Source organism: Cupriavidus sp. WS, assembly GCF_000395345.1.
GTDB lineage: Bacteria > Pseudomonadota > Gammaproteobacteria > Burkholderiales > Burkholderiaceae > Cupriavidus > Cupriavidus basilensis_B.
The window spans coordinates 1-2,619 of record NZ_AQPL01000630.1 but is presented as its reverse complement, the minus strand read 5'-3'; the positions used below and the strand labels follow the sequence as shown (position 1 = coordinate 2,619).

Here is a 2,619-nt window from a genome sequence, read left to right as displayed (position 1 = left end):
GGACGCAAGCTGGCGCTGGATGCCGTCGCCAGGCTCGGCGACCTGGACATCCTCGTCAACAACGCCGGCGGCCCGCCGCCGGGCAATTTCCGTGACTGGGACCGCGATGCGTGGCTGGCCGCGATCGACGCCAACATGCTGACCCCGATCGAGCTGATCAAGTCCACCGTGGACGGCATGATCGCGCGCAAGTGGGGCCGCATCATCAACATCACCAGCGGCGCGGTCAAGGCGCCGATCGACGTGCTCGGCCTGTCCAACGGCGCGCGCTCGGGCCTGACCGGCTTCGTCGCCGGGCTGGCGCGCGAAGTGGCGCAGCACGGCGTGACCGTCAACAACCTGCTGCCGGGGCCGTTCCATACCGACCGCCTGTTCAAGACGATGGAAGGCGGCGCGAAGAAGGCCGGCCTGACGGTGGAGGAAGTGGCCGAGCGCCGCGCCGCGCAGAACCCGACCCGCCGCTTCGGCGAGCCGGCCGAGTTCGGCGCCACCTGCGCCTTCCTGTGCAGCCGCCAGGCCGCCTACATGACCGGCCAGAACATCCTGCTGGACGGTGGCGCGTTCCCGGGCACGTTCTAGGCCGCTTTTCGCCGTTTGCCCCGTTTTGCCGTACCCCGCGCGTGGCCTTGCCGCGCACGGGGTGTTTCCCGCCGGGCCGCGCCGGCCCGGCCTTTCCCTGACTGGCCCGGATGACGCAGATGACTTGCCCTCGCATTGCGCTGATCGCGCACGACCACAAGAAAGACGACATCGTCGCCTTTGCCCAGCGCCACCGCGATTTCCTCGCGCGCTGCGAACTGCTGGCCACCGGCACCACCGGCGGGCGCCTGGCCGACGAGGTCGGCCTCACGGTGACGCGCATGCTCTCCGGCCCCTGGGGCGGCGACCTGCAGATCGGCGCGCAACTGGCCGAAGGCCGCGTGGGCGTGGTGATCTTCCTGCGCGACCCGATGACGCCGCAGCCGCACGAGCCCGACATCAATGCGCTGGTGCGCGCCTGCGACGTGCACAACGTGCCGTGTGCGACCAACGTGGCGACCGCCGAACTGCTGGTCGCCGAACTGCGCCGGCTCTACCCCGAGCCGGGCACGCAAGCCTGATCCCTCACAAGTAGCGGTTGCAAGAACGACAGGAGCACAACATGAGCAAGGCCATCCGTATTTTCGAGACCGGCGGACCGGAAGTGATGCAGTGGGTGGATGTCGAGGTCGGCGAGCCCGGCCCCGGCCAGATCCGCGTGCGGCACGAGGCCGTGGGCCTGAACTACATCGACGTGTATTTCCGCACCGGCCTGTACAAGCAGCCGCTGCCCGGCGGCATCGGCATGGAAGGCGCCGGCGTGGTGGAGGCGGTGGGCGAGGGCGTGACGCACCTCGGCGTGGGCGACCGCGTGGCCTACGCGGGCCGTCCCACGGGCGCCTACGCGCAGGTGCGCGTGATGCCGGCCGACATCGTGGTGCGCCTGCCGGACGCGATCTCGTTCGAGCAGGGCGCGGCGATGATGCTGCAGGGCCTGACCGTGCAATACCTGGTGCGCGACAGCTACCGCGCGCAGCCCGGCGACACCGTGCTGCTGCACGCGGCCGCGGGCGGCGTGGGCCTGATCGCCAGTCAGTGGCTCAAGGCGCTCGGCGTGACCGTGATCGGCACCGCCGGCAGCGACGAGAAGGCGGCGCTGGCGCGCGCGCACGGCTGCGACCACACCATCGTCTACACGCGCGAATCGTTCGTCGACCGGGTCAAGGAGATCACCGGCGGCAAGGGCGTCGCCGCGGTCTACGACTCGGTGGGCAAGGACACCTTCAACGGCTCGCTGGACTGCCTGGCGCCGCGCGGCACGATGGTGGTGTTCGGCAACGCCTCGGGCCCGGTGCCGCCTTTCGATCTTTCGGTGCTCGGCAACAAGGGCTCGCTGCGCCTCACGCGGCCCACGCTGATGACCTACGTGGTCCACCGCGAACTGCTGGAGCCGATGGCGGCCGACCTGTTCGAGATGGTCACCAGCGGCAAGGTCAAGATCGAGGTGCGCCAGCGCTACGCGCTGGCCGACGTGGCGCAGGCGCACCGCGACCTGGAAGGCCGCAAGACCACCGGCACCACCATCCTGCTGCCCTGAGCGCGGCGGCTAGCGCGCGCGCACGGTGGTGGCGCCGGCGCGCGCCTCGGCCTGCCGCAGCACATGCGGCGGCAGGGCCTTGAGCATGAAGTGCACCGCCAGCGGAATCAGCACCACGTCGTCGACGATGCCCAGCCCGAGGATGAAATCCGGGATCAGGTCGATCGGCGAGATCGCGTAGAGCACCAGCCCGAAGCTGGCCGGGCGCAGCCAGCGCGGCGCGTCCGGATGGCGCAGCGCGAACCACAGCAGGCGGCCGTCGCGCCGCAGCAGGGTCCATAGCGCGGAGAATCGTTTCCACATGAGAGGGGCTCCTTTACTCAGCGAGATTCATTCGCCATAAAGCTGGAGGGCGGGTCTTGTCTTGCAAGTAGCTTGGGGTGGTTGGCGGGGGTTCAAGTTCCCCGGTGACGGGGATTGCTATTTGTGGTTTTGGCTTGGCTTGCGGGTTGGTGTGCTTGTGCTTCAACGTTAACTGCAGAACGTCAAAGTCAAAGGCTTTC

Annotated in this window: 5 protein-coding genes; 3 read left to right on the top strand and 2 right to left on the bottom strand. The window is 69.1% G+C overall.

The window, feature by feature from the left end; genetic code table 11:
- The 3 genes from K206_RS0135890 to K206_RS0135880 form a co-directional block, all read left to right on the top strand.
- The coding region (locus tag K206_RS0135890; RefSeq protein WP_020207064.1) for an SDR family oxidoreductase at positions 1–579 on the top strand (579 nt) is incomplete at its 5' end.
- 119 nt (positions 580–698) lie between these two features.
- Positions 699–1,100, top strand: coding sequence for a methylglyoxal synthase (locus tag K206_RS0135885; RefSeq protein ID WP_020207063.1), 402 nt, complete (start codon positions 699–701; stop codon positions 1,098–1,100).
- A 41-nt stretch (positions 1,101–1,141) separates the two neighbouring features.
- On the top strand, positions 1,142–2,116 hold the full coding sequence (locus K206_RS0135880; protein ID WP_020207062.1) for a quinone oxidoreductase: 975 nt from the start codon (positions 1,142–1,144) through the stop codon (positions 2,114–2,116).
- A 9-nt stretch (positions 2,117–2,125) separates the two neighbouring features.
- On the opposite strand, the gene K206_RS0135875 is transcribed toward K206_RS0135880, so the two are convergent.
- Both K206_RS0135875 and K206_RS44535 read right to left on the bottom strand, forming a co-directional pair.
- Positions 2,126–2,419, bottom strand: coding sequence for a YkvA family protein (locus K206_RS0135875; protein ID WP_020207061.1), 294 nt, complete (start codon positions 2,417–2,419; stop codon positions 2,126–2,128).
- A 13-nt stretch (positions 2,420–2,432) separates the two neighbouring features.
- Positions 2,433–2,619: hypothetical protein (locus K206_RS44535; RefSeq protein WP_231401738.1), on the bottom strand; the 187-nt coding region annotated here is incomplete at its 5' end.